Genomic DNA, 25958 nt, shown 5'->3' on the forward strand with positions numbered 1-25958 from the left:
CATTCCCGTCACATCCGGCCAAGGCGGCCGGTGAGTCGTTACAGGTCACCGAGGGCGGTCACCGGTGACTCGACGCAGTCCGCGACGAACCGCAGGAACCCGCCCGCCGTGCCGCCGTCGCAGACGCGGTGGTCGAACGCCAGCGTCAGCTCGCAGACCTTCCGCACGGCCAGCTCGCCACCGACCACCCACGGCCGGTCGATGATCCGGCCGATGCCGAGGATCGCGGCCTCGGGGTGGTTGATGATCGCGGCCGAGCCGTCGACGCCGAAGACGCCGTAGTTGTTGACGGTGAACGTGCCGCCGGTCAGGTCCGCCGGGGCGAGCTTGCCGTCGCGCGCGGTGCGGGCGCGGTCGCCGATCGCCGCCGACAGGTCCCGGGTGGACAGGCTCCCGGCGTCGCGCACCACCGGCACCATCAGCCCGCGGCCGGTCTGCGCGGCGAAGCCGAGGTGGATCCGGTCCAGCACCACGATCTCGTCGCCCTCGACGCGCGAGTTCAGCTCGGGGTACTTGCGCAGGCCCGCGACGGCGAACCGCGCGATCAGGCCGAGCAGGCTCACCGGACGGTCCGTCTTGGCGTTCAAGGCCACCCGGGCGGCGACCAGCTCGGTCGCGTCGACGTCCACCCAGACCGTGGCCTCGGGGATCTCGCGCCGCGACGCCGTGAGCTTGTCGGCGACGACCTTGCGGATGCCGGTGAGCGGGATCCGGCGTTCGCCGTCCTCCTGCTTCGGCTTGGGCAGCAGTGCTTCGACGTCGGCGCGCCGGATGATCCCGTCCGGGCCGGTGGCGGTGACTTTCGCGAGATCGATCCCGTTGTCCGCGGCCATCTTCCGGACGAACGGCGAGATCACGCCGGGCGCCGCGGCCTTCACCACAGGCGCCTCGACTCGCCGGACGCGCTTGCGCCGGGTCGTCGGTGCGGTGCCGTAGCCGATGAGGACGTTGCCGCTGCCCGACGACGTCGTCACGCCCGGCTCGGCGAACCCGCCGACGCTCAGCAGCGGCGCGCCCACCGGCAGCAGCTGGCCGGGCTCGCCGTGCAGCGCGGACACCACGCCGGCGAACGGCACGGGCACCTCGACCGCGGCCTTCGCCGTCTCGACCTCGACGACGATCTGGTCGATGCCGACGGTGTCGCCCACCTTCACGTGCCAGTTGAGGATCGCCGCCTCGGTCAGGCCCTCGCCGAGGTCCGGCAGCAGGAAGTCAGGCACCGGCCACCACCGGGGTGTCGGCCCACTGCAGGCGCGCGATCGTGTCGAGGATCCGGTCGACGTCCGGCAGCTGGTGGCGCTCCAGCTTCGGCGCGGGGAACGGGATGTCCAGGCCGGTCACGCGCAGCACCGGCGCGTGCAGCTGGTGGAAGCACTGCTCCGTGACGCGAGCAACGACCTCGGCGCCGTAGCCGCCGAAGCCGGCGGCCTCGTGCACGACCACCGCGCGGCCGGTGCGGCGCACCGAAGCCGTCACGGTCTCGTCGTCGAACGGGCTCAGCGACCGCAGGTCGACGACCTCGACGTCCCAGCCCTCGTCCTTCGCGGCTTCGGCGGTCTCCATCGCGGTGGCGACCATCGGGCCGTACGCGATGAGCGTGACTTCCTTGCCGCTCCGGCGGACCACGGCCTGGTCCATGCCGGGACCGCTGCGCGTGAAGCTGACCTCTTCGCTCGACCAGTAGCGGCACTTCGGCTCGAGGAAGACCACCGGGTCCGGCGAGTCGATGGCGTCGCGGAGCAGGTCGTAGGCGTCCTGCGCGGTGCCCGGCGTGACGACGCGCAGGCCCGGCGTGTGCGTGTAGTAGGCCTCGCTGGAGTCGCAGTGGTGCTCGACCCCGCCGATGCCGCCGGCGTAGGGGATCCGGATGACCATGGGCAGCGAAAGCGCGCCGCGGGTGCGGTTGCGCAGCTTCGCGACGTGCGAGGTGATCTGCTCGAACGCCGGGTACGCGAAGGCGTCGAACTGCATCTCGACGACCGGGCGGAAGCCGCCCATCGCCATCCCGACGGCGAACCCGACGATGCCGGCCTCGGCCAGCGGGGTGTCGAAGCAGCGGTCCTCGCCGAAGTCGGCGGTGATGCCGTCGGTGACCCGGAAGACGCCGCCGAGCGCGCCGACGTCCTCGCCGAACACGACCACGTTGTCGTCGTCCTTGAGCGCGTCCCGCAGGGCGGCGTTGAGCGCCTGCGCCATCGTGGTCGTCATCAGGCCTCCAACTCGGCTTTGAGGGCGGCCCGCTGCGCTGCGAGATGGCGGGTCGGCTCGGCGTAGACGTGGTCGAACAGCGACAGCGGGTCCAGCTCCGGCTCGGCGTTCATGGTGTCGCGGACGGTCTGGGCGAAGTCCTCGGCGTCGTCGTGGAACTGCTTGATCTCCTTCTCGGTGAGCGCGTCTCCGAGGTAGGTCTCCAGTCGCTTCAGCGGGTCGGCTTCGCGCCACTTCGCGACTTCGCCGGCTTCGCGGTAGCGGGTGGCGTCGTCGGCGTTGGTGTGGGCGTCGATGCGGTAGGTGTGGGCCTCGACGAGGACCGGGCCGTTCTTGTCCCGCGCGTGCTTCACGGCGTCGTCGAGGACGCTCAGCACCGCGACGGCGTCGTTGCCGTCGACCTGCTCCGAGCGCATGCCGTAGCCGATCCCCTTGTACGCCAGGGCGGCCGCGGCGCTCTGCTTCTCGAACGGCACGGAGATCGCGTAGCGGTTGTTCTGCACGAAGAACACCACGGGCGCCTTGAAGACGGCGGCGAAGTTGAGGGCCTCGTGGAAGTCGCCTTCGCTGGTGGCGCCGTCGCCGATGAGGGCGAGCGCGACGCCGTCCTCACCGCGTCGCTGCATCGCGTGCGCGAGGCCGGCGGCGTGCAGGGTCTGCGTAGCGAGCGGAGTGCACTGAGGCGCTACGCGCGTCTCGGCGGGGTTGTAGCCGCAGTGCGCGTCGCCGCGAAGCAGCGTCAGGACTTCGCCGGGCTTCAGGCCGCGGGCGATGAGGGCGACGGAGTCGCGGTAGGTCGGGAAGAGCCAGTCCTGGGTTTCGAGCGTCAGCGCGGCGGCGATCTGGCAGGCCTCCTGGCCGGCGCTGGAGGGGTAGACGGCGAGGCGGCCCTGCTTGGTGAGCGCGGTCGCCTGGACGTCGAACCGGCGGCCCAGGACCATCAGCCGGTAGGCCTCCTTGAGCCGCTCTTGGGACGGCTCGCTGTAGCCGCCTTGCTGGTCGACGCGCGTGCCGTCCTCGGCGACGAACCGCACCGGCGACGCGGACGGCAGCAGGGTTTCCGTCGCCATGACGCACACCACCTCTCGCAGACATATGATGCTCAGATGGTCGTTCTCGGCGGTTGTGTGTTCAAGGGTTGCGGGAAATGAGCGACAAACAGTCTTTTCTTGACGCTTCCGGTGACCAAACGTCCTCCGCGGGTTCGGCGGCGGGCGGCCTCGCGGGACGGACGGTCGCGCCCCTCGACGACGTCGACCGCGCGATGCTGGCGGAGCTGTCCGCGGACGGCCGTCTCGCGATCCGGGCACTGGCGGAGCGGCTGCACATCTCGCGCACGAACGCGTACGCGCGGCTGGAGCGCCTGATGGCGGAGGGCGTGATCACGGGTTTCGGCGCCCGCATCGACCCGCGCCGCGCGGGCCTGGGCACGTCGGCGTACATCATGGTGACGGTCGAGCAGACGTCCTGGCGCACGATGGCCACGGACCTGCACGAAATCCCGTACGTCGACCACGTGACCCTGGTCGGCGGCGACTTCGACATCCTCCTGCTGGTCCGCACCCCGGACAACACCACCCTGCGCGACGTGGTCCTGGAGCGTCTCCAGGCCCTGGAGGGGGTCCGCTCGACCCGCACGTGGCTGATCTTCGAGGAACTCCCCGGCTCAGTCCTGGCCTGACACCGTGTCGACCCGGGAATCACGCGAGTCGACCCTCCAATCACACGTGATGCCCGCCCAATCACGCGAGATGCCCCTCCAAACACGAGTGATGCCCGCCCAATCACAGGAGATGCCCTCCAGTCACGAGTCATGCCCCCTCAATCACGCGAGATGCCCGCTCAATCATGGGAGATGCCCGCCCGATCACGCGAGTTCCGTCTCCGATCACACGAGATCCGGGTCCAGGCACGCGAGTTTCACCGCCAGACTCGCGAGATCCGGGTCCAGCACGCGAGATCGGGGTTCAGGCACGCGACATCCGGGTCTGGGCACGCGACCCGAAGGCCCGGCCCGCGCCCTCGGCCGATCGGCGCGTGTGATCCGCGGGGCATCACTCGTGATCAGCGGGGCATCACGTGTGATTGAAGGGGCATCACTCGTGATTCCAGGGTCGACACGCGTGTCTGGAGGGTTGACTCGCGTGATTCCAAGGTCGACGCGTGCCTGAAGGGTCGACACGCGTGATTGGGGGGTCGACACGCGTACCCCGAGGGGCGGGACGCGCGTCTGGGGGCGGGGGGCGTGTCTGGTGGGGTAGGTTAGGGGGTGGGCGGGGCTAGGGTCCATTCCAGGACTACCTGGCGGCCCGTCGAGGCGCCGCCGGCGCGGCGGTAGGTCGCCTGGGCCGCGGCGTTGTCCTCCTCCGTCACCACCCACATGCCGTAACAGCCGCGCGAACGGGCCAAGGACGCCAGGGCCGTCACCAAGGCCGAGCCGATGCCGTGGCCTTGGAACGAGTCGGACACGCCCAGCTCGTACAGGAACATCTCCGTGCCCTTGTCCGGGTGGGTCGTCTCGACGCCCGTGACCATGCCCGCCGGGACGTCGTCGACGTAGGCGATCAGCAGGTGGTGGTCCTCCGACGCCAGGAAACGCGACAAAGCCGACGGCACGGGAGGCTCGTCGAAGAGGTGGGCGGCGGCCAGCGCGGGGGCGGACGTCGTGACGCGGCGGATGTCCATCCGGCCATCGTGACAGGCCCGGCGGGCAGAACGGCTGCCCGTGCGCACCCTTGACCCAGTCCGACCAGCGGGGTAATACGGTGCCGCCAACCGGACGACTCTTATTTTATGGCGAGAATTAACTAAGAGCACACCGACCGGAAACTATTGACGCCGTCCCCTTTGCCCGGTGAGGATCGGCCCGTCCGCCGCCCTCGAGAATGGACCAGACCATGGCCAGAAGATCACGCGCGTGGTCCCGTGCGCGTCGAAGTTCGCTCGTCACGCTGATGAGCCTCACCCTGCTCGGGAGGCTCGCCCAGGCGACCCCGGCCCAGGCGGACGCCCCGCCGCAGCCGGTGATCGGGAAGCCCGCCCTCGACAAGAACGGCTGCGCCAAGATCGAGAAGGCCCTGCCGACCCTGGCGGACTGGCCCAAGGTCGACAGCCAGCTCAAGGGCAAGGCGGGTGACGAGGCGCGCGTCGCCCAGATCCTCGCGGGGATGACCCTCGAGGAGAAGGTCGGGCAGATGACGCAGCCCGAGATCACCTCGATCACCCCGGACGAGGTCCGCCAGTACTCCATCGGCACCGTCCTCAACGGCGGCGGCGCGTGGCCGGGCGGCAACAAGCACGCCACCCAGCAGGACTGGCTGAACCTCGCCGACTCCTACTGGAACGCCTCCAAGACCAGCCGCACGAAGATCCCCGTCATCTGGGGCATCGACGCCGTGCACGGCAACAACAACGTCTACGGCGCCACCGTCTTCCCGCACAACATCGGCCTCGGCGCGGCGCACGACCCGTGCCTGGTCCGCGACGTCGCCGGCGCCACCGCCCGCCAGGTCCGCTCGACCGGCCAGGACTGGGCGTTCTCGCCGACGCTGGCCGTCGTCCAGGACGACCGCTGGGGCCGCACCTACGAGGGCTACTCCGAGGACCCGCGGATCACCCGCTCCTACGGCTACGAGGACATCAACGGCCTCCAGGACGGCGCCACCAGCCGCATCGGCTACAACGGCGTGATCGCCACCGCCAAGCACTTCATCGGTGACGGCGGCACGATCAAGGGCCAGGACCAGGGCGTCAACCCCTCGTCCGAGGCCGACATGATCAACCTCCACGGCCAGGGCTACTACGGCGCGCTCGCCGCCGGCTCGCAGACCGTGATGGTGTCGTTCAACAGCTGGACCAACCCGGACCTCGGCATCAACGAGGGCAAGCTGACCGGCAGCAGCAAGGCCATGAACGAGATCCTCAAGGGCAAGATCGGCTTCGACGGCCTGGTCGTGTCCGACTGGAACGCCATCGGCCAGGTCCCCGGCTGCACCAACTCCTCGTGCCCGCAGGCGATCAACGCCGGCATCGACGTCGTGATGGTGCCCGCGGACTGGAAGGCGTTCATCACCAACACGATCGCCCAGGTCCAGAGCGGCCAGATCCCGATGTCGCGGATCGACGACGCCGTGACCCGCATCCTGCGCGTCAAGGTGCGTGACGGCCTCTTCGAGTCGCAGAAGCCGTCCGACCGCTCCTACGCCAACTCGGACGAGGCGCTGAAGGACAACTGGCTGGCCCGCGACGCGGCCCGCGAGTCGCAGACGCTGCTGAAGAACAACGGCAACGTGCTGCCGCTCAAGCCGCAGTCCAAGGTCCTGGTGGTCGGCAAGAGCGCCGACAACATCTCGAACCAGACCGGCGGCTGGACGCTGAGCTGGCAGGGCACCGGCAACACCAACGCCGACTTCCCGAACGCCACCTCGATCCTGACCGGCATCAAGCAGGACCTCGGCGACGCCAACGTCACCTTCGACGCCACCGGCACGGTGGACCCGAAGGGCTACGACGCCGTCATCGCCGTGATCGGTGAGACGCCGTACGCCGAGGGTGTCGGCGACCTGACCCGCAAGACCCTCGAGGCCTCGAAGCTCTACCCCGAGGACGCGGCTCTGCTGGACAAGGTCAGCGGCAAGGGCACCCCGGTCGTCACCGTCTACGTCGGCGGCCGCCCGCTCTACATGAACCACGAGATCAACCGCTCGGACGCGTTCGTCGCGGCCTGGCTGCCCGGCACCGAGGGCGGCGGCGTCGCCGACATGCTCGTCAAGGGCAAGGACGGCAACGGCTACCAGGGCACGCTGTCCTACTCGTGGCCGAAGAGCGCGTGCCAGTCGCCGCTCAACCCGTGGTCCCCGGACTACGACCCGCTGTTCAAGCTGGGCTACGGCCTGAAGACCGGCCAGCGCGTCACCATCGGCCAGCTGGACGAGACCCCCGGCCCGGCGACCTGCGGGTCCACCGGTGGCGGCGGGACGGCGACCGAGGACCTGTCGATCTACGACCGGACCGACGTCGCGCCGTACACCAGCCAGATCGGCTCGGCTTCGAACTGGGGCGGCACCGCGATCGGCCCGGACGGCACGGCCGAGCACCCCGAGATCAACACCGTCCCGACGGACGTCAACGTGCAGGGTGACGGCCTGAAGACGACCTGGACGGGTACCGGAGCGGCTCAGCTCTACATGCAGAACACGGCGGGCACGAACGACCTGCGCAGCTACCTGAACGCGGACGGGGCGCTGGAGTTCGACACCGTCGTGCAGCAGGCACCGGTCAACCGGACGGTGATCAGCATGCACTGCGTCTACCCCTGCTTCTCGGAGGTCAACGCGACGAAGCTGTTCACCGACCTGGCGGGCGGCGCGAAGACGACGGTCAAGATCCCGTTGTCCTGCTTCAACAACGGGCTGGACTTCGAGCACATCAACACGCCGTTCCTGGTCTACACGGACGCGCCGTTCCAGGCGTCGTTCGCGAACGTGAGGTGGGTCCCCAACGGGGCCAAGGATCCTGACGCGAGACCCTGTTCGAGCTTGACCTGATCACCGGCCGGGCCGGGAGCGCGAAGCTCCCGGCCCGGTTCGTTTTCGGCATATTCGACTGATGCCTGAAAACCGCAACGCCCGCGAACGGCTGACTGCCAGAACCAGGCTAGGTACCGAGCTGTGCGTGCTCTGTCGACAGAGCTTCCGTGAGCCGCCGCGCCCACCCGACCGCCGCCGTGAGCTGGCCTGCGGCGCGGGCTCGCTGCACCTGCTCGATGCACTCTTCGACTCCGGCCACCTCCCTCTGAGTGGCCATTCCCGATCGCATCGACTCCGATCTGGCCGTGTTGAGCCGATGTTTGCGCCGGTCGGCACCCAACCGTTCCCAAGCCCACATGATCTTGTTGACCTGATCGAGCTGCAGGCCACAGCCGCGCAGAAAAAGCAGCACCTGGCCAGGATCGGTTGGCAGGCCCGTCCTCGCAGGTGCAACCAGGTTGTACGCCGAACTCCGCGCGATCGACGTCTTCGCCGAAATCTGCCCTGCCGTCAGACCCGACCGCTTCAAAACGAGGCGCAGTACGGCCAAGAACTCGAGAACCGTCGACGGAGTCAGTTCCTCGCCCCTCAGAGCCACCCTCTGCGTAGAACTGAAGGTCTCTGGCTCCCGCTCAGCGACGACTCGCAGATTTCGGCGCAACTCGAGCCCGCTGAGCGTCACCGGAGTACGCCCCCACAACAGCTGACGATCCACAGGCAGGCTCACATTTCCCCCGCCGGCTCGACCCTGTGGCGACGACCTCGTAGCTGCATACGCAGCACCAAGATCATGCCGGGCGCAACGACTTCGACCGTCATGCCGATAGACAAAAGAGCGGCGATGAGGACCGGTACGTACACCCTGTCGGACAAGGACGATCCAAACCCGACGAACACGGCCATCATCCAGATGGTCGCACGACGAGCCGTCAAGCTCGGAGGATCGCCCGCGACGACAGCACACGGTCGGTACTGCTTGATGGGCATCATCAGTTCTCCCGGAGGTGCGGCCCCCGGCGCCCGGGGCCATGGTCCAGTTGGTGAAGTCGGAGACATCGGATCTCACGTTCGGAGCGAGGTGGCACTCGACGGCGAACGTTCCCTGCGTGGAAGGCACCGCACCGGCAGGAACGATTCGATACTCTCACCAGAGTTCGGCACGACGCACGTATCGGGAGAACTTTGCGTCCAAGCTCGGCGAAGTGTCCAAAGAGGTGTACACGGATCAAAACGATGAAATCAAGTTTTCGCAGGTCAACGCGTTACGGGCGTCTCACGGGGCCGATTTCGGTATGTACCAGTATTGCCAGCTCGGCGCAGCTCTGGTTACGTGCAACATGGGCAAAGTCAGTCCGCCCCACGTTCCTGTGTCGAGATGGTGAAGTCGGAGCACGGAACTCTGATGAAACGCCGGTGGCACGGCGATTCATCGCCAGAAGTCTCGGAGGTCCGCTGCGGATCTCCGAGACTTCGTCGGCTTACCGCGAGTTCAGGGCTGCTTTATCGGGTGAAGCCCGCGTTCATCGCGACGCTCAGCGCCTGCTCTGAAACCTCCACGCGGGTCAGCCGCGCCACCACCCGGCCGCATTGGAACACCAGCGCCCGGTCACAGAGGTCGCACCTCTCCGCTAGGTCCGTCGAGGCCGGCACGACCGGCTTCCCCGCGGCCGCGAACTCCGGGATCACCGCGTGCATCTCCGCTCGTGCGCCGACGTCGACGCCGCGGGCCGGGTCGTCGAGCAGCAGCACCGCCGGTGCGAAACCCGCTGGATCGAGGGTGAACGCTCGGCCAGGATGAGGTGATGGCCACCGACGCGGCCGCGCTCGCCGACGAACTGCTGGACGTCCTGGGCACCGAAGCACCGCTCGAAGCGACCTTCATGGGCATCCCCGGCCACGACGCCGAACTGCCCGACCTCGGCGAGGCGGCCGAAGGGCGGCTGCGAGCCCGGGCCGCGGACGTCCTCACGCGGGCCCGGGCGTCGGACGATCCGGACCGGGTCACGCTCGGGGTCGTCGTCCAGCAGGCGGAGTCCGTGCTCGCGCGGCTCGACGCCCGGGTCGTGGAGTTCACCCTGGCCTTTCCGATGGAGGCGGCCGGGATCAAGCACCTCGCGTTCCTGCCGCAGCTCACGCTGCCCGGCGAGCGGGCCGAGGACGACTTCCTGACCCGGCTGGCCGCGCTCCCCGCGTTCTACGAGGCGGTGGCCGAGCGGCACCGCCGGGGCCTGGCGGCCGGGCGGACGCCGGTCGAGCGGATGGTGCACGGCGCGATCGCGTACCTGGACCGTTTCCTCGCGCAGGAAACGCCGTTCCCCCAGCCGCTGACCGGGGATCGCGCCGAGCGCCGCGACCGGCTGGTGGCCGGGGAGGTCCGCCCGGCACTGGTCCGCTACCGCGACTTCCTCGCCACCGAGATCGCCGGGCACGGGCGGCCGGACGACCGGCCCGGCCTCTGCTGGCTCGAGCATGGCGAAGCGGCGTACGCGGCACTGGCGCGGATGCACACGACCACCGAGCACACGCCCGAGGAGCTGCACCAGCTGGGCCTGGACGTGCTCGAGGGGCTCGAAGCCGAGTACGCCGAGATCGGCGGCCGCGCGTTCGGGCTGACCGAGCCGGCCGAGGTGCGCCACCGGTTGCGGACCGACGAGACCCTCCGCTGGCGCGACGCCGACGAGATGCTCGAGAACGCCCGCGGTGCCGTCGCCCGCGCGACCGCGGCGGCGCCGGACTGGTTCCCGCGCCTGCCGAAGGCGGAGTGCGTCGTCAAACCGGTGCCGGCCGCCGACGCACCGGTCGCCGCCCCGGCCTACTACCTGCCGCCCGCCCTCGACGGCTCGCGCCCGGGCACCTACTTCACCAACACCCACGAGGTGCGCACGCGCGTCCGGTTCATCGGCGAAAGCGTGGCGTTCCACGAGGCCGTTCCCGGCCACCACTTCGAGAACTCGCTCGCCCAGGAGCTGACCGGCCTGCCCCAGCTGCGGACCATCGCGCCCGTGACGGCCTACGGCGAGGGCTGGGGGCTCTATTCCGAGCGGCTCGCCGACGAGATGGGCCTGTACTCGGACGACCTGATGCGCCTCGGCATGCTCGCGGCGGACTCCACCCGCGCCGCGCGGCTGGTGGTCGACACCGGCCTGCACGCGCTGCGCTGGACCCGCGAGCAGTGCGTCGAATTCCTCCGTACCCGCACGGTGCTCAGCGAGGTCGAGGTCCAGTCCGAAACGGACCGGTACATCGAGTGCCCGGGCCAGGCGCTGGCCTACATGACCGGCCGGCTGGAGATCGTCCGCCTGCGCCGGTTCGCCGAGGCCGAGCTCGGGGATTCCTTCGACATCAAGGACTTCCACGGCGTCGTCCTCGGCGGCGGGCCGGTGCCGCTCACCGTGCTGGGCGACGTCGTCCGCGCCTGGGTCGCTTCCGTTTGATCAGTGCTGCATGCCGTAGGACTTCTGGCACGGGTAGCCGTCGCCGGTGGCCGACCAGCTGGCCGGATAGCCGTTCTGCGCCCAGGCCGCGTACGCCTGCGCGTAGGTGTACCCGCGGGCGTACAGCCACTGGCACGGCGTCTGGCCGCCCGAGTTGGTGATGGAGATCCACGGCTGGGCGTTGTACCAGCTCGGCTGGGCGTACCACTGGCTCGTCGCCGCGACGCCCGGGTTCTTCGGCTGGACGTAGACGGTCTGCGGGGCCGGCACGACGACCGTCTGGGGTACCGGCGCGGTGACGGTCGGGGTGCTCGAGGCGGTGACGGTCGCCGTGCTCGGGGCCGGGGCCTGGGCGGCGACCGTGCGCACGGGGAGCCCGCACGCGGCCAGGGCGAGCACCGCGGAAATCGCGGCGGACGCGGGGAGAATACGCATGGTCCTGCTCATTTCGTCCGGGTCATGTGACTGCCGGCGAGCACTCCGCCGGAAACGGTGTAGGAACCGGAAAACACGCGGGTGCTGCCGTCGGTTTGCACGGCGGAAAGCACGACGTACACGGTGTTCCCGCGGACGTCGGTGACGGTCAGCGTGTCCCACGACGTCGTCGCGAAACCGTTGACGTACTTGGTGTATCCGCCACCGCCGGCGATGCGGCTGCCGCCGAGTGACCACGCCGTGGCGAAATCACGGCGGTTGAGCGCGTCGTAATAGGCGATCACCGTCTGGGCCGCGGAGGTGTCCACCGGGGCGACGTACACCGGCGGCTGCTGCACGTAGACGGTTTGCGGTGCAGGAACGGCGATTACGCTGGTCGTTGCCGCCTGCGGGGTCACCGTGACCGGTACCGGCGTGCCCGCCACGGGCACACCGCAGGCCGCGGCACCCACCAGGACCAGGGCGGCGACGAGAATTCCGGCAGCTTTCATGGGAATCAACTTCTTCCGTGTTCGCCACCCAGGAATCGGTCGCCCGCGGCATTCTGCAACGCTTTTCCGGGAACGCGACCCAAGCGTTACCCCGTGGGATTCAGACGTCCTGCCGGATGATGTCGTAAGCCGTCATCGCGGCGGCCAGGTGGCGGGCGTCCGAAGCCTGCGTCGCGTCGTAACCGGTGATCAGCTGAATCCGGCTCAAGCGGTAGGTGAGCGTGTTGCGGTGAATGCTCAACGCGCGCGCCGCTTCCCCGCGGTTGTACCCGGAAACGACGAACGCGCGCAGGGCGTCGATCAGGTGCGGGTGGTCTTCGAGCGGGGCCAGCACCCGGGCGAGCGCGTCACGCGCCGGGCCCGGGCGGGCCAGCTGGTACTCGATGGCGAGGTCGGCCAGCCGGTAGAGCCGGGCGGGGCGGCGCAGGTTTTCCGCCAGCTCCAGGACTTCCACGGCTTCGGAGTGCGCCGCCGGGATGTCCGCGTGGGTCTCCGCCCGGGCCGCGGCGGCGGTGCAGCGGCGGCCGCAGATCTCGTCGACCCGCGCGGCGACGGCGTCGGCCGCGACGCCGTCCGGGACCAGCAGCACCCCGCCGTCCCCCTTGAAGGTCACCAGGACCTGACTGTCCACATCGGACCGGACGGCGCGGAAGAGGTCCGTCGCCGCCCGGCTGCCCGCTTCCGGCGGCAGGGCCGGCAACGTTGGCAGGTGGAACACGACGACGTCGAACCCCGGCGGCAGCTCGCGATGGCGCACCGGGCGGCCGGCAAGCAGGCTCGAGGCGAGGTTCTGCCGGTCTTCGCGCTGCTCCCAGTCGAGGTCGTCGCGCTCGCGCAGGTACGCCTGCGCCACCCGCGGCATGACCTCGCCGAGGAAGTCGAGCATCCGCGCACCGATCAGCGCCCGGTCACCGGTGAGCTGCTCCCAGGCGACGCTCGCGGCGAGCGGGTAGATCTTGAGGACGGCTTCGAGCGGCAGGCCGTCCCGCGCGCGCTCGGCGCCCCAGGCGATCGGCAGCGCGAGCTCGTCCTCGGTCGGGCGCCGGCCCTCGGCGACGGTGGTGAGGAACAGCTCGAACACCGCGGTCGCGTTGGCGACCAGGTCACCCTCCAGCACGCTCGCGGGCAGCAGCCGGTATTCGGGGATCTCGGCGGCGCACCGAGTGATCATCACGCTGGCAATCTCACCCGATCGAGGGAACAGCTCGGCCACCGGATCCATGCCACATTGTCACCATGCACAAACGGCCACGGCAACTTTCTGCGCTTCCTGCCAGCAGACAGCCTTGATCTTGTGCCTCATGCTGTGCAAAGCAACCAGACGGAAGGGACTTCGCAATGGCGCGGGGAACAAAACGATGGCTGGCCGGGCTCGGGATCGCGAGCCTGCTCGCCCTGGGCGTGGCGGCGCCGGCCCAGGCCGCGACCGGGGGCAACAACGACTTCGGCTGCCGCCCGAGCGCCGCGCACCCGAACCCGGTCGTGCTGCTCCACGGCACCTTCGCCACCTACTACGAGGACCTCAACTTCCTGCAGGCCGACCTGGCCGCCCGCGGCTACTGCACGTTCTCGCTGACCTACGGCGCCTACCCGCAGTTCCCGTTCGTGGGCGGGCTCAAGCCGGTCGCGGAGTCGTCGCTGGAGATCAAGAACTACGTCGAGAAGGTCCGCGCGGCCACCGGCGCCGCAAAGGTCGACGTCGTCGGCCACTCCGAAGGCGGCCTGCAGTCGATCTACCTGGCCAAGATGCAGGGCATCCAGGGTGAGATCGGCAAGGTCGTCGCGATCGCGCCGCCGACGCACGGCGCCAACGCGTCCGGGCTCCTGACGCTGGCCTACACGCTGCTCGGCAAGAGCACGTGGGACAACGTCGTGAAGACGATCGGCCTGCCGATCTTCGCCGACGAGCTGGACGGCGGCGCGGCGATCGTCGCGCTCAACACCGGCCCGGTCGCCCAGCCCGGCATCGACTACACGATCATCACCTCGCGCTACGACGAGCTGGTGACGCCGACCGAGACGTCGTTCATCCGCGAGCCGGGCGTGCACAACCGCTACGTCCAGGACTCGTGCCCGTTCGACCCGGTCGGCCACATCGGCGAGGCCTACGACCTCAACGTCTGGCACCTGGTCCGCAACGCCCTGGACCCAGCGCACGCCGCCCCCATCCGCATCTGCGCGGTGGGCTCCCCCGGCTGAGGAGGCTCCCGCGGCTTGTCGTGAGTGTTTAGGGCGGTTCTAACCGCCCTAAACACTCACGACCGGTCAGCCGAGGCCGATGGCGAACACGTGGAGGTTCGTGTCCGTCGGGAGGGTGACCGAGGCGATCTGCTTTCCGGCCGGGGCGTCGAACGGTGCCGTCGCGTAGACCGACGCGCCGCCGCCCGGGCCGCCGGGCTGGTTGCGGTGGTCCGTGCGGGCCACCAGCGTGTTGCCGAACACCGGGTCGTTTCCGCCGCCCGGGAAGACCCAGTCGCCGAAGGACAGGTCGGCCTGGCCGGTGGTGCCGTCGGTGAAGGTGACGGTCGCCTTGGCCTGGTGGTCGCCGTTCGAGGCCGTGCCGATGAACGACAGCCGCGTCGCCGGGCTCAGCCGGATCGTCTGCCCGGCCGGGACGACGTTGTCCGGACGGCCCGAAGGCGCGGCGGGCCAGGTGAACGTCGTGCCGGCCGCCTGGGCGGGCTTCCCGCCGACCAGGCCGGCCGTGGCCAGCGCCTGCCGGGACAGGCTGTTCCCGGCGCCGTCGATGTCCGCCGAGCCGACGTCACCGTCGTCCGAGATGCCGACGTTCGAGTACGCCGCCGCGAGCCCGCCCTTCGGCGCGACCAGCACGATCACCGACCCCGGCACGGACGTCGAGCCGTCCCGGACGGTCACCGGCACCTGGTAGTAGCCCTCGGGCGTCCCGGCCGCCACCGAAACCTTCAGCTTCGCGGTGCCGCTGCCGGTCCGGTCGTCGAGCCGGAGCTGCCGCGGACCCGTGACCGTGAGACCGGCGGGCGCCTGGGTCGTGACGTCCAGGCTACGGTCGTGCCCGCCGAGCCGCTGGCCGCTCACCGTGGCCTCGCCGGAGGTGCCCGGCTCGACGACGACCTGGTTGGTCACCGACGTCAGGAACGGCTTCTCCTTGTCCTGATAGGACGGTGGTGCCGAGTTCGCCGCCCACCGCTTGTCCGGAGTGGACTGGAGCGAGAAGTCCAGCCGGGCGCCGTCCCGCGCGGTGTTCGCGGGCAGGTACGTGCGGTCCCAGTCACGGCCGTTCAGCGACAGATCGTGGACATAAGGCGTTCCTGAAGAAGCCTTCGGCGCGCGAATGTCGATCGTCCGTCCATTCGGGAGGGACAGCACGGCGCGCTCGAACAGCGGGCTGTGCACGACCAGGTCCGGCGTGCCCGGCGTCGCCGGATAGATGCCGAGCGCGGCCCAGACGTACCACGACGACTGCGCGCCGAGGTCGTCGTTGCCGGGCTCGCCGTCCGGGGTCGCGCTGAACAGCGTCGTGGCGATCTCGCGGACCACCTGCTGCGTCTTCCACGGCTGCCCGACGTGGTTGTACAGCCAGGGAACGCCGAAGTCGGGCTCGTTGCCGGCCCACATGTTCGGCTCGTTCGGGCCGACGTTGAGCTTCTGGAAGAAGGTGTCCAGCCGGGACGCCGTGGCGGCCGGGCCGCCCATCGCCGTCACCAGGCCGGCCGGATCCTGCGGCACCAGCCAGGTGTACTGCGCGGCGTTGCCCTCGTCGAAACCGTCCTGGCCGAACTTGCCGGGCGGCGGCGGCACGTACGCCGGGCCGTCCGGGAAGCGGCCGTCCTGCCCGCGCGGCTGGAGGTAGCCGGTGAGCGGGTTGAAGATGTTCTGCCAGTTCTGGCCGCGTTGGGTGAACTCGCGCGCGACGTCGCGGTCGCCGATGCCCTGCGCGAGCTGCGCGATGGCGAAGTCGTCGATCGCCCATTCCAGGGTGATCGACGCGCCGACCCGGGCGTGGTCACCGCGGGAGGCGTCGTTGTTCGGCATGTACCCGCGGGCGACGTAGTCCTCGATGCCGCGGCGTTCCTGGCACGCGCCAGGCGTGTTGTCGACCGACGTCGCGCCCTTGACCAGGTACTTCAGTGCCGTCTTGACGTCGAAGTCCCGCGCGCCGAACGCGTACAGGTTGGAGATCAGCGCGACCGAGCTGTCGCCGGTCATCTGGCCGGTGTAGTCGTTCGCCATCGGCCAGCGCGGCCACCAGCCGCCCTGCACGGCGTCGTTCGTCAGCGACTGCGCCATGTCGCTGGCTTCCTTCGGGAACAGCATGGCCTGCAGTGGCGCGAGCGAGCGGTAGGTGTCCCAGTCGGAGAAGTTCGCGTACTGGTGCCGTCCCTTCGGCAGCGTGCGGATCTGGTCGTCGAAGCCGATGTAGCGCCCGTCAGCGTCGTCGAACGTGTTCGGGTGCATCAGCGAGTGGTACAGGAAGGTGTAGAACGTCTTGAGCTGATCCGCATCGCGCCCCGCGACGCGGATCTTGCCCAGCGCCTGCGTCCACTTGTCCCTTGTGGACTTGCGGACGGCGTTGAAGTCGAAGCCCGGCACCTCCACGGCCGCGTTGGCCTTCGCGCCGTCGACGCCCACATAGGACATCGAGACCTTGGCGTGCACCACGCTCTGGGAGCCGAAAGTCAGGTACGCGCCCGCCCGCGGCGAGTCGACGCTGTCCGTGTCCGGCTTCACCGACGAGCCGTCCCAGGTGCCGTGGGCGGTGAACGGCTGGTCGAAGGTGACGTCGTAGTACACCGTGTACTTGTTGGGCTTGCCGCAGAAGTTGCCGGTGGTGGCCGAGCCGCTGACCTCGCGGTCACCGGTGATCTTCAGGTCGGCGTGCGAGTTCCCGGCGAGGCTGGCGCCGCCCTTGACCAGCACCTGCGCGTTCGAGCCGGCCGGGAAGGTGAACGCGGCGAGCCCGGTGCGGGTGGTCGCGGTCAGCTCGGCGCGGACCTTCGAGTCGGCGAGCGTCACGGCGTAGTAGCCCGGCTCGGCCTTCTCGTCGTCGTGGGTGAAGTGCTCGGTGCGGTCCCACGGCGCGCTGCCGACGTCACCGGTGATCGGCAGGATCGGCACGTCCCCGAACGCGTTGCAGCCGACCGAGGCGTGGTCGAGGCTGAAACCTCGGATCTGATCGGAGTGGTACTGGTAGCCGGCGTACGCGCCCTGGGTGTCCGGCGAGAACTGCATCATCCCGAACGGCGCCGCCGGGCCGGGGAAGTTGTTGATCTCCCCCACCGAACTGCCGCCGCTGCCGGTCCCGATCAGCGGGTCGACGTACGCCGCCGGGTCGCCGACCAGCGGACTTCCCGGTGACATCGTTGTCGGCGCCGCCGAAGCGACCGCCGGGACGCCGATCACCGCCGTCGTCACGATCGCGGCCAAGAATCTGTATCGCACCGGTGCCCTCCCGAGGCTGCACTGCCTGAACATCCGACCTTTGCCTGCGAGCGGGCCCGCGGTCAACACTTTGACAAAGACCTGGCTCGTTCCCCCGAGGTGTGAAGATCCGGTCAGGATCGGGTGGTTACCGTGTCAGGACGCCTACTGTCTACGCCGTGTGCGCACGTGTACTGGTCGCCGAGGACGACGAGAAGCAGGCCGAGGTCCTCCGGCTCTACCTCGAGAGCGAAGGCCACACGGTGGTGCTGGCCCCGGACGGCCGGGCCGCCCTCGACGAGGCCCGCCGCGACCGCCCCGACCTGCTGGTCCTCGACGTCATGATGCCGAAGGTCGACGGCCTCGACGTCTGCCGGATCCTGCGCGGCGAGTCCGACGTCGCGGTGCTGATGCTGACCGCCCGGGCCACCGAGGACGACCTGCTGCTCGGCCTGGACCTCGGCGCGGACGACTACCTGACCAAGCCCTACAGCCCGCGCGAGCTGATGGCCCGCGTCCGCACGCTGCTGCGCCGGACCGCCGCCCGGCGCGAACCGGCCGACACGGCGTTGCGCGCGGGCGGGCTGCGGCTCGACCCGCTGCGGCACGAGGTGTCGGTCGACGGCCGCCCGGTGGAGACGACACCCGGGGAGTTCCTGCTGCTGGAGACGCTGATCAAGCAGCCGGGCCGGGTGTTCACCCGGCGGCAGCTGCTGGAGCTGACCCGCGGCGACGACCGGTTCGTCAGCACCCGGATCATCGACGTCCACGTGCTCAACCTGCGCAAGAAGCTCGAGCCGGACCCGGCGAAGCCGCAGTACCTGCTGACCGTCTTCGGCGTCGGCTACAAGCTCGCGGCCGAGAATGGCACGTAAGCGCTTCCCTGGGCGGCACTTTCCGAGACGGCGCAGCCTGGTCCTGCGGCTCTCCGCCGTCTCCCTGCTCATCGCGCTCGGCTCGATCGCCGCGACGGCGTGGCTCGCGGTGCAGACCACCACCCGGGCGATCCAGCAGGAGCAGGGCCAGGCCCTGTCGGACGACGCGACGATCTACACCGAGCTGCTCGGCTTCGCCGCGGTGAACCACACCTGGGACCAGGCCGGGCCGAAGCTGCGGGCGCTGGCCGGCGAGACCGGGCGCCGGATCGTCGTGACGACGGTCGACCGGCGGGTCCTCGCCGACTCCGGTGGCTCGCCGGTGACGCTGCCGGTGAAGGCGAGCGCGTCGGTGGACCCGCTGCACGTCGACCCGGTGCTGATGCCGGGCGCCGGGACCAGCGGGATCGACCCGCGCGCGGTCGGGCCGTTCCGGCTGTCACCCCGCGAACACGAGGACCTCGCCGCCCTGGCCAGGAAGGCGGTCCTGTGCCTCGGCGACATGGGCCTGCGCAGCGAGGTGCAGGACTCGCCGAGCGGCCGGCCGCAGATCAGCGCGCCCGACCCGGTCACCGCCCGCTACTTCGCGGCCAAGTGCGGGTTCTACGAGCTCGCGGACCCCACGCCGACCGAGCAGACCGCGCTCACCAGCCTCAACGACGCCGTGAACACCTGCCTCCAGCGCCGGGGTTCGGGCGAGGTGAAGCTCACCCTCGACTTCGAGGCGCTCGGCGCCCCCGACCAGGGGCCGGCCGGCGCCTGTATCGACACGTCACGGCGTGAGCAGCTCGCCCCGTACGTCGCGCCGGCCGCGTTGCTGTTCACGCTCGGGCCCGGCGACTCGCCGGTGCCGACGTTCACGCTGTCGCGGGAGAACCTGACGCGGATCCTGGCGGTGACCGGCGGGGTGCTGGCGCTGGCCGTGGCGATCACCGTGCTGGTCTCGACGCGGTTGTCCCGCCCGCTGCGGGCGCTGACCGAGGCGGCCGAGCAGGACCGGCCGGCGCCGGTGAAGTCCCGCGACGAGGTCGGGTACCTCGCCACCGCGTTCAACGACCTCACCGCGCGCCGCGAGCGCATCGAGGAGCAGCGCAAGGCGATGGTCAGCGACATCGCGCACGAGCTGCGCAACCCGCTCAACGTCATCCGCGGCCGGCTGGAGGCCGCCGAGGACGGGCACCTGCCGTTCGACCACGCGCTGAGCGCGTCGCTGCTCGAGGAAACCGTGCTGCTGCAGCACATCGTCGAGGACCTGCAGGACCTGGCCGCGGCCGACGCCGGGCACCTGCGACTGTACCCGGAGCCGGTGGACGCGGCCGAGCTGGCCGGCCAGGTCGCGGCCGCGCACGCCGACCGGGCCGCCGCGGCGGGCGTCACGCTGAGCGTCGAGGCCACTGGGGAGGCCCGGCTGACGGCCGACCCGGTCCGGCTGCGCCAGGTGATGGGCAACCTGGTGGGCAACGCGATCCGGCACACCCCGGCCGGCGGCCGCGTCACGATCCACGTCTCGTCCACTGTGGACTCCGTGGTGCTCGCTGTCGCGGACACCGGCACCGGGATCGCGCCCGAGCACCTGCCACACGTGTTCGACCGGTTCTGGCGGGCCGAGAAGTCCCGCAGCCGCCAGACCGGCGGCAGCGGGCTCGGCCTCGCCATCGTGCGCCACCTCGTGCAGGCCCACGGCGGCACCATCGACGTCGAATCCGAAGTGGACACTGGCTCGACGTTCACCGTCCGGCTGCCGCGGGCTAACCCTTGAGACCGCTTTGGGCGAGCCCCTCGACGAACTGGCGTTGCGCGATGATGAAAACGATGAGCACCGGCACGACCGTGGTGGTCGCGGCGGCGAGCTGGACGTTCCAGAGGTGCCCGCCGTAGACGTCGACGTACTGCGTCAGCGCCACCGGCAGGGTGAACTGGTCCTTGTCGGTCAGGTAGACCAGCGGTTCGAGGAAGAAGTTCCACGTGTTGAGGAAGGTGAAGATCGCCACCGCGGCCAGCGCGGGTCTGGCGATCGGCATCGCGACGCGGCGGTAGAGCCCGAAGCGGGACAGGCCGTCGAGCCGGCCCGCCTCCTCCAGCTCACCCGGGATCGTGATGAAGAACTGCCGCATCACGAACGTCGCGAGCACGCTCGGCGCGCCGAAGATCGGCACGACGATCAGCGGCCAGTGTGTGTTGGTCAGGCCCAGGTCGTCGACCACCCGGAACAGCGGGATGATCGTGACCTCGCTCGGCACCATCAGCCCGATCAGGATCAGCCCGAAGAGCTTCTCGCCGCGGAACCGGATGCGGGCGAACGCGTACCCGGCCAGCGACGAGAAGAACATCGTGCCGAGGGTGACCAGCACGGCGATGTAAAGACTGTTGAAGTACTGCCGCGCCAACGGGAAGTCGGTGAACGCCGCCTTGTAGTTCTCCCACTGCGGCTGGCTCGGGAAGAGCTTCGGCGGGTACGCCAGCACCTCGTTGGCCGGCAGCAGCGACGCCGTGATCATCCACCACGTGGGGAACACGAACGGCACCGCCAGCACGACCATCACGGCGTAGCAGGCGATCCTGGCCCTACGACTCATGGAACACCCACCGCCTCCGCATCCGCCACTGCAGCAGCGTCAGCACCAGGATCACCAGGAACAGCACCACGGCCAGCGCCGCGCCGTAGCCGAGGTCGTGGTTGGCGAAAGCCTGCTGGTAGAAGTAGAAGACGAGCACGTTGGTGCTGTCCGCGGGCCCGCCGAGGGTCAGCACCTGGATCTGCGCGAACACCTGCAGCGCGCCGGCGACCGTGATGATCGCGGTGAGCAGCGTGGTCGGGCTGATCATCGGCAGGATCACCGACCGGAACCGCCGCCACGGCCCGGCACCGTCCAACTGCGACGCCTCCATGATGGACGATGGAATGCCTTGCAGGGCAGCGAGGAACAGCACCATGTTGAGCCCGACGTTCTTCAGCACCTGCACCACGATCACCGACAGCATCGCGGTGCCGTTGCCCCGCAGCCAGTTCGGCCCGTCGATCCCGATCGTCTGCAGCAGCGAGTTGATCCCGCCGTTGTCCTGCAGCAGGAAGTTCCAGACGATCGTCCACGCGACGAGCGTGATGACGACCGGTGAGAAGAAGACAGTCCGGAACACCGTGGTGCCGCGGAGTTTCAGGTTGAGCAGCAACGCGAGCGAGAGCGCCAGCACGAGGTTCAGCACGACCAGGCCGACGCAGAAGATCGCCGTCGCGCGGGCGACCTTCGGCGCGACCGGGTCGTCGAGCAGCTGCGCGTAGTTGGCCGCTCCGGCGAACGACGACGTCCCGGCCAGCAGGTTGACGTCCTGGAAGCTGTACCAGACCACCGCGGCCAGCGGCGCCACCACGAAGGCGAGGAAGCCGAGGGCCTGCGGGGCGATGAAGGCCCACCCCGCGAGCTCCTCGCGCTTCTTCGAGCTGAGGGTCACCGGCTCAGCACCGGGTCGATGGCCTGGCACACCCCGGCCAGCGCGGCGGGCACGTTCGCGTCCGGCTTCCACATCGGGTCCAAAGCGGACTGAACGAGCGACGCGATCCGTGCGCTGCCGGTGTGCGAGGGCAGCACGGCACCGGTCTTGATCCCGTTCACCACGACGTTCTGCAGCTGTTCCTGGCTGAACAACGGGTTCGCCTTCGCCAGGGTGGCCGCGTTGATCAGGCTGTCGCGCGCCGGCGGGAAGTACTGGCCGAGCTTCGCCGAGTTGGCCGGGTTGGTGAAGAACGCCAGGAAGTCGGCCGCGGCCTTGGCGTGCTTGCCCTTCACCGGCACGCCGATCCCGGCCTGGCCGATGACCTGCGCGTTCGCCTTCGGCCCGGCGGGCAGCGGGACGATGCCCCAGTCGAACGGCTTGGCCTTCAGCAGCCCGGCGCGGCTGATCTGCGCGATGGTCAGGCCCGACTCGCCGGCGAAGAAGTCCGCCGTCGTGCCCGGGCCGGGCAGCGCCTTGTCGGTGAAGATCGCCTGGTGCAGGAAGGTCATCGCGGATGTCATCTCCGGCGACGCGAACCCGCAGGTCTTGCCGTCCGGGCCCCAGGCGTCGGCGCCGAAGCCGCGCCAGACCGAGGCGAGCAGCACCCACTGCTTGTACTCGAACTCGCGGACCACCAGCCCGGCCTTGCCGGTGTCGCGCGCGGCGACCTGGGTGGCGATCTGCTTCGCGGCGTCCCACGTCCACTTGCCGCTCGCGAGCAGCTGGTCCGGGGTCTCGGTGACCCCGGCCTGGGTCAGCAGGTTCTTGTTGTAGAACATGCCGAACGGCGACGTCGAGAACGGGTAGGCGAAGAGGCTGTCGTCCTTGGTCCACAGCCTGGTGGCGGACGGGACCAGCTCGCCGGCGTTGTACCCCGCGGTCGCGTCCAAAGTGGGCTTCAGGTTCGTGAGCGCGCCGGACTGGACGAAGTCCGGGGCGTCGCGCTCGAGGATCCAGGCGAGGTCGGGCGGGTTGCCGCCGGACATCTGGGTGGTCAGCGCGGCCGAGTACGCGCTGGTGTCGCCCGGGACGACGTCGAACTTCACCGACGCGACCTCGGGGTGGGCCTTGCGGTACTCGGCGGCGATGGAGTCGAAGAGGGCGAGCTGGTTCTTGTCCGTCGTCCAGACCGTCATGCGCAGTGCGATGTTCGTGTCGTCGCCGGCGCCGCCCGAGCAGGCGGTCGTGGCCAGTGCGACGGCGGACAGGGCCGCGGCGAGGAGCAGCCGGGTTCTACGGTAGGCCACAATGCCTCCTGGTTATTCGAATTAGCAGCGACGGTAAATGTCTCGTTCAGTGGCTGTCAACAGCCAGTGCGCCTGGTTATCGAGTGTGCACTGTGGAGGGTGGCGCCGCAGTGGCACCCTCGTGGAACGTGCACGGCAGCAGCAGCTGCCGGGGCTTCGGATCCGCCAGCAGCTCGACCAGGACGCGCACCGCGTGCACGCCCATTTCGTGGCGCGGGATGCGGAACATCGACCAGTCGGTGGGCGTGCTCGGCACCGCGTGCGCCGACGGCTGCTGCGTCGGGTCGGCGTCACCGAGCACGACGAGCGAAAGGTGCTCGGGCACGCGTACGCCGAGGTCGTCCGCGTACGCCAGGATGCCATCGGCCATCGCCGAGCTCTCGACGAGCAGCGCGGTGACCCCCTCGTCGAGCGCCTGCCGCAGCGCGAGCGCCGGGTCGTCGGCGAGGAACACCAGCGGCGGACGGCGGTGCTTGCGCGCCGCGGCTTCGTAGCCGGAGCGCCGGTCGAGCGTCGGCTCGTTCTCCTCGGTGACGCTCAGCAGGCCGATCTTGCGGTGCCCGAGCCCCCACAGCCACTCGTGGACCTCACGGGTGGCCGTGACATAGTCGGCGCCGACGTAGCTGATCGGCCCGGTCGGCGACTCGCGGCGGCCGATGAACACGAACGGGAACTGCTCGTCGACGAGCTGCGCGAGCTCCTGCGGGTCGTTGTGCCGGCCGAGCAGGATCGAGCCGTCGGCGATGCGCAACCGGTTCGTGCCCTGGTCGTAGATGCGGCGGCGCCCGTCGCGGCGGCCACCGCTGGTGAACAGCAGCAGGTCGAAGCCCTGGGCCTCGGCCTCCTCCTCGATGCCGAGCAGGAACGGGCGGTAGAAGTCGGCCACGCCGGACGGGAACACCGACTCGTAGGTGAACACACCGAGGATCTGGTTGGACTTGCCGCGCAGGCGCCGGCCCATGATGTCCACGGTGTACCCGGTTTCGCGGAGCACCTGCTGCACGCGTTCGCGGGTCTCGGGGGTGATGCGCAGGCTGTCGGAGCCGTTCAGGACCATCGAAACGACGGCCTGCGAGACGCCGGCCAGGCGTGCCACCTGGGCCTGCGTGACCCGGCCCGAACCCGCCGTCATCGATGACTCCCTCCAGCGCGACTGCCCGGGACCTTACAGGCGGCACCTCAGTACCCCCGCACTTCCGGCCACCGGCGTTCCACCCCGGCAGCGTCCAGCTCGCGCGCGAACTCCTCGAAGAGCCGGCCGTCGGCCTGCACGGCCCGCGGCTCGACGCCCTCGCGCACGGCGAACGCGGCGAGCATCCCCGCGACCTCACCGATGTTCCACTCGACCGGGTGGAGCCGGAAGCAGCCGTTGGTGATGTGCGTGGTGCCGATGTTCTTGCCCGCGGGCAGCAGGTTGGTGACGCGGACGGGCAGCAGCGCACCGAGCGGGATCTCGTAGGGCACGCTCGCGACGTCGACGTAGTTGTCGCCGCCGGTCGACGGGTGCAGGTCGATCCGGTAGCTCCCGACGCCGACGGCGTCCGCGCGCCGCACCCGGCCGTCGACCCCGAGGATCTCGGCCGAGACGTCGTGCTCGGTGACGGTCGTGACGGCCTTGATGCGCCGCGCTTCCCGGACGTACGCGGACTTCGCGAGGCCGTCGTCGGTGCCGGTGACGTCGGGGCGCAGCTTGAGGCCGGGGAAGCCGGTGCCACCGTCCGCGCGGGGCGCCTCGGTCTGCAGCCAGTACAGGACGGACAGGCTGAGCTGCTTGGCTTCGCGGTGCGCTTCCGTCACTTCCGCCTCGGTGGCGTGGCCGGGGATGGTGAGCGCGGGTTTGAGCCAGTAGTCGTTGAGCGGCCAGTTGACCAGGGTGATGTCGGAGTCGAAGGCGCCGTCGACGTGCAGGCCGCGGGCGAGGATGCGGCGGAACGACCAGAGTTCCTTGTCCCCCGCGTCGGCGCTCTGGTCGGCGCTGACGGCCAGGGGGTCGCCGGCCGGGTTCGGCACGAAGGTGCGCTTGACCGGCTCGAGCGTCCGCGGGTCCGGGGCGACGAAGCCGAGCAGCGGGCCGGGCCAGAAGTCCGGCTGGTAGTCGCGCCAGAAGCCGTACATCGCGGGCCGGTCGATGACGTGGTGCTCACCCTCGTGGTGCGAAACGGCGAAGCAGTAGGTGATCCCCTGCAGGTTGGCGGGATCGGCTTCCGCCGGGGCATGGGGTTCGCCGTGCTCGCTCTGCGCTTCGGCCCCGGTGACGTGCTCGGCGCCGGTGAGCGGCAGCAGGTCGCCGTCCTCGGTGGCGTCGAGGACGTACTGGGCTTTGACGGTGACCCGCTCTCCGTGGTGGTCCTGGAGGGTCACCGCATCGACCCGATCGCCGCTGGTCACGGCGTCGACGGGCCGGTGTTCGAGCAGCACGCGGATCCGCCCGGCGCTGACGTGCGGCGCGAGCAGGCTCTCGACGACGGCGAGCGCCACGCGCGGTTCGTGGCAGAGCTTGCTGACCTTCCCGGCCCCGGGGTTCATCTCGGCCTGCCGCGCGGCCTCGGCCCGCAGCGGGTAGTGGCGCCGGTAGTAGCCGCGGATGCCTTCCCGCAGCTCACGGTAGGTGCGCGTGGACCCGAAGCGTTCGATCCAGGGGTTCTCGTCGGGCGGCACGGCCTGCGCGGTCAGCTGCCCGCCGAGCCAGTCGGTCGCCTCGGTGAGCACCACGCGCCGCCCGGCCTTGGCGGCGGCGAGAGCCGCGGCAACCCCGCCGAGCCCGCCGCCGACCACCAGAATCTCCGTGTCCAGTTCCCTCATGAGCCTTCCCGATCTCGCCACGCCGCCGGAGTAATACGAATTACTC

Annotated in this window: 22 protein-coding genes; 6 read left to right on the forward strand and 16 right to left on the reverse strand. The window is 70.0% G+C overall.

Features of this window, described 5'->3' with window-relative positions; genetic code table 11:
- Positions 1–38: 38 nt before the first annotated feature.
- From VA596_RS00420 to pdhA, 3 genes are read right to left on the reverse strand one after another with little or no spacing between them, the layout of a single operon-like run.
- On the reverse strand, positions 39–1220 hold the full coding sequence (locus VA596_RS00420; protein ID WP_323322391.1) for a dihydrolipoamide acetyltransferase family protein: 1182 nt from the start codon (positions 1218–1220) through the stop codon (positions 39–41).
- A complete protein-coding gene (locus VA596_RS00425; RefSeq protein WP_323322393.1) occupies positions 1213–2208 on the reverse strand; it encodes an alpha-ketoacid dehydrogenase subunit beta in 996 nt (331 codons plus the stop codon). Before VA596_RS00425 ends, VA596_RS00420 begins: the two co-directional genes overlap by 8 nt.
- Positions 2208–3278: a pyruvate dehydrogenase (acetyl-transferring) E1 component subunit alpha gene (gene pdhA, locus VA596_RS00430; protein ID WP_323322395.1), complete on the reverse strand. Its 1071-nt coding sequence runs from the start codon at positions 3276–3278 to the stop codon at positions 2208–2210. The genes VA596_RS00425 and pdhA overlap by 1 nt, the downstream gene beginning before the upstream one ends.
- 77 nt (positions 3279–3355) lie before the next feature.
- Here pdhA and VA596_RS00435 point away from each other — a divergent pair, with 77 nt between their 5' ends.
- Positions 3356–3889: an Lrp/AsnC family transcriptional regulator gene (locus VA596_RS00435; protein ID WP_323322397.1), complete on the forward strand. Its 534-nt coding sequence runs from the start codon at positions 3356–3358 to the stop codon at positions 3887–3889.
- A 581-nt stretch (positions 3890–4470) separates the two neighbouring features.
- Here the strand turns inward: VA596_RS00435 and VA596_RS00440 are convergent.
- Positions 4471–4893, reverse strand: coding sequence for a GNAT family N-acetyltransferase (locus VA596_RS00440; protein ID WP_323322399.1), 423 nt, complete (start codon positions 4891–4893; stop codon positions 4471–4473).
- 269 nt (positions 4894–5162) lie between these two features.
- Here VA596_RS00440 and VA596_RS00445 point away from each other — a divergent pair, with 269 nt between their 5' ends.
- The gene (locus tag VA596_RS00445; RefSeq protein ID WP_323322400.1) at positions 5163–7754 is read left to right on the forward strand and encodes a glycoside hydrolase family 3 protein; all 2592 of its coding nucleotides are present in this window, start codon (positions 5163–5165) and stop codon (positions 7752–7754) included.
- A gap of 109 nt (positions 7755–7863) precedes the next feature.
- Here the strand turns inward: VA596_RS00445 and VA596_RS00450 are convergent, their stop codons facing one another.
- From VA596_RS00450 to VA596_RS00460, 3 genes are all read right to left on the reverse strand, one after another.
- On the reverse strand, positions 7864–8286 hold the full coding sequence (locus tag VA596_RS00450; protein WP_323322402.1) for a hypothetical protein: 423 nt from the start codon (positions 8284–8286) through the stop codon (positions 7864–7866).
- 173 nt (positions 8287–8459) lie between these two features.
- Positions 8460–8726, reverse strand: coding sequence for a hypothetical protein (locus VA596_RS00455; RefSeq protein ID WP_323322404.1), 267 nt, complete (start codon positions 8724–8726; stop codon positions 8460–8462).
- A 510-nt stretch (positions 8727–9236) separates the two neighbouring features.
- Positions 9237–9485 (reverse strand): hypothetical protein, encoded by a 249-nt coding sequence (locus VA596_RS00460; protein WP_323322406.1) that lies wholly within the window; start codon positions 9483–9485, stop codon positions 9237–9239.
- A gap of 53 nt (positions 9486–9538) precedes the next feature.
- Between VA596_RS00460 and VA596_RS00465 the strand changes: the two genes are divergently transcribed.
- Positions 9539–11170, forward strand: a complete 1632-nt coding sequence (locus tag VA596_RS00465; RefSeq protein ID WP_323322408.1) for a DUF885 domain-containing protein — start codon at positions 9539–9541, stop codon at positions 11168–11170.
- Here the strand turns inward: VA596_RS00465 and VA596_RS00470 are convergent, their stop codons facing one another.
- The 3 genes from VA596_RS00470 to VA596_RS00480 form a co-directional block, all read right to left on the reverse strand.
- Positions 11171–11605 carry a hypothetical protein gene (locus VA596_RS00470; protein ID WP_323322410.1) on the reverse strand — a complete coding sequence of 145 codons (435 nt, stop codon included), beginning with the start codon at positions 11603–11605 and terminating at the stop codon, positions 11171–11173. It abuts the gene before it with no gap.
- Between the two features lie 8 nt (positions 11606–11613).
- Positions 11614–12096: a hypothetical protein gene (locus VA596_RS00475; protein WP_323322412.1), complete on the reverse strand. Its 483-nt coding sequence runs from the start codon at positions 12094–12096 to the stop codon at positions 11614–11616.
- Between the two features lie 100 nt (positions 12097–12196).
- Complete coding sequence (locus VA596_RS00480) at positions 12197–13267, reverse strand: PucR family transcriptional regulator (RefSeq protein ID WP_323325573.1); 1071 nt, start codon at positions 13265–13267, stop codon at positions 12197–12199.
- Between the two features lie 167 nt (positions 13268–13434).
- On the opposite strand from VA596_RS00480, the gene VA596_RS00485 reads away from it, so the two are divergent.
- The gene (locus VA596_RS00485; protein ID WP_323322414.1) at positions 13435–14295 is read left to right on the forward strand and encodes an esterase/lipase family protein; all 861 of its coding nucleotides are present in this window, start codon (positions 13435–13437) and stop codon (positions 14293–14295) included.
- A 66-nt stretch (positions 14296–14361) separates the two neighbouring features.
- Here VA596_RS00485 and VA596_RS00490 read toward each other — a convergent pair whose 3' ends face one another.
- On the reverse strand, positions 14362–17517 hold the full coding sequence (locus VA596_RS00490) for a GH92 family glycosyl hydrolase (RefSeq protein WP_323322416.1): 3156 nt from the start codon (positions 17515–17517) through the stop codon (positions 14362–14364).
- 158 nt (positions 17518–17675) lie between these two features.
- On the opposite strand from VA596_RS00490, the gene VA596_RS00495 reads away from it, so the two are divergent.
- Positions 17676–18371, forward strand: coding sequence for a response regulator transcription factor (locus VA596_RS00495; protein ID WP_323322418.1), 696 nt, complete (start codon positions 17676–17678; stop codon positions 18369–18371).
- Positions 18361–20130 (forward strand): sensor histidine kinase, encoded by a 1770-nt coding sequence (locus tag VA596_RS00500; protein ID WP_323322420.1) that lies wholly within the window; start codon positions 18361–18363, stop codon positions 20128–20130. Before VA596_RS00495 ends, VA596_RS00500 begins: the two co-directional genes overlap by 11 nt.
- Here the strand turns inward: VA596_RS00500 and VA596_RS00505 are convergent.
- From VA596_RS00505 to VA596_RS00525, 5 genes are all read right to left on the reverse strand, one after another.
- A complete protein-coding gene (locus VA596_RS00505) occupies positions 20120–20947 on the reverse strand; it encodes a carbohydrate ABC transporter permease (protein WP_323322422.1) in 828 nt (275 codons plus the stop codon). The genes VA596_RS00500 and VA596_RS00505 overlap by 11 nt on opposite strands.
- On the reverse strand, positions 20937–21821 hold the full coding sequence (locus VA596_RS00510; RefSeq protein ID WP_323322424.1) for a carbohydrate ABC transporter permease: 885 nt from the start codon (positions 21819–21821) through the stop codon (positions 20937–20939). The genes VA596_RS00505 and VA596_RS00510 overlap by 11 nt, the downstream gene beginning before the upstream one ends.
- Complete coding sequence (locus VA596_RS00515) at positions 21818–23110, reverse strand: ABC transporter substrate-binding protein (RefSeq protein WP_323322426.1); 1293 nt, start codon at positions 23108–23110, stop codon at positions 21818–21820. Before VA596_RS00515 ends, VA596_RS00510 begins: the two co-directional genes overlap by 4 nt.
- A gap of 76 nt (positions 23111–23186) precedes the next feature.
- Positions 23187–24242 carry a LacI family DNA-binding transcriptional regulator gene (locus tag VA596_RS00520; protein ID WP_323322428.1) on the reverse strand — a complete coding sequence of 352 codons (1056 nt, stop codon included), beginning with the start codon at positions 24240–24242 and terminating at the stop codon, positions 23187–23189.
- Between the two features lie 47 nt (positions 24243–24289).
- Positions 24290–25912 (reverse strand): FAD-dependent oxidoreductase, encoded by a 1623-nt coding sequence (locus tag VA596_RS00525; protein WP_323322430.1) that lies wholly within the window; start codon positions 25910–25912, stop codon positions 24290–24292.
- Positions 25913–25958 lie beyond the last annotated feature (46 nt).

The organism is Amycolatopsis heterodermiae, assembly GCF_034929455.1.
GTDB classification, from domain to species: domain Bacteria; phylum Actinomycetota; class Actinomycetes; order Mycobacteriales; family Pseudonocardiaceae; genus Amycolatopsis; species Amycolatopsis heterodermiae.